Here is a 1,105-nt window from a genome sequence, read left to right on the forward strand (position 1 = left end):
TAGACCAGGCACGAATATATATTGAGTTAGAGAACGCGAAATAGTATGATTTGCGCATGGAGACAGACGCACGGAAACTGAGCAAATCAGCGCTTTATGAGCTTCGCCGGCAGGTGGTCCGGTTGTACAAGGCCGGTCACAAAGTGATGCGGATTGTCGAGTTGACGGGCCTGTCGTGGCAGGCGGTTCGCAAGGCGATCGACGGCTATGAAGCGGAAGGTGTGGCGAGCCTCAAGCCAAAGGATCGCGGCCGATGCCAAGGCGACGGCCGCAGCCTGAGCCCTGAGCAGGAGGCGCAAATCCGTCGCTTGATCTGCGACAAGCGGCCTGAGCAACTGAAGATGGAATTTGCGCTGTGGACGCGCGGGGCGGTGATGGAGTTGATCAGCCGGGAATGCGGTATTTCCCTGAAGATCCGCGCCGTCGGCAATTATCTGAAGCGCTGGGGGTTTACGCCGCAGAAGCCGATCCGTCGGGCCTATGAGCAAAATCCGCAGGCCGTGCAGGCCTGGCTGGAGGCGACCTATCCAACGATCGAAGCGCAGGCCAAGGCCGAGAGTGGTGAAATCCACTGGGGCGACGAGACCGCTGTTATCAACACAGACGTGCGCGGCCGATCTTATGCTCCCAAAGGAGAGACGCCGGTCGCTTACGCACCGGGAAGCCGAGCCAAGTTGTCGATGATCTCGACCGTCACCAATCAGGGCAAGACGCGCTGGATGATCATTGATGAGAACTTCGGCGCGGATCGGCTGATCGAGTTCCTCGAAGCGCTCATCAAAGATGCGGATCGCAAAATCTTTCTCATCCTCGACAATCTCCGGGCGCATCACTCGAAATTGGTCAAGGCATGGCTGGAGACACGCAAAGATCAGATCGAGATCTTCTATCTTCCCAGCTACTCGCCTGAATTGAACCCAGATGAGCGGCTCAATGCCAGCCTCAAGCATGCCATCAGCACCACCGTCCCAGTCAAAACCCAGGCTCAAGGCCGCGGCCGAAAGCCACATGACCGGCCTGGCACAGTCGCCAGACGCAGTGCAAGCCTTCTTCCGCGACCCCCGATGCCGATACGCAGCCTAACTATCACCGTGCCGGATCAATA

The 1,105-nt window shown here is 58.1% G+C and carries 1 pseudogene; it reads left to right on the forward strand.

Annotation, left to right across the window (positions count from 1 at the left end):
• Positions 1-56 precede the first annotated feature (56 nt).
• Positions 57-1,083: pseudogene (locus tag PDO_RS15530) on the forward strand (IS630 family transposase).
• Positions 1,084-1,105: the final 22 nt, after the last annotated feature.

The sequence above is a fragment of the Rhizobium sp. PDO1-076 genome, from assembly GCF_000247475.1.
Taxonomy (GTDB): Bacteria; Pseudomonadota; Alphaproteobacteria; order Rhizobiales; family Rhizobiaceae; genus Allorhizobium.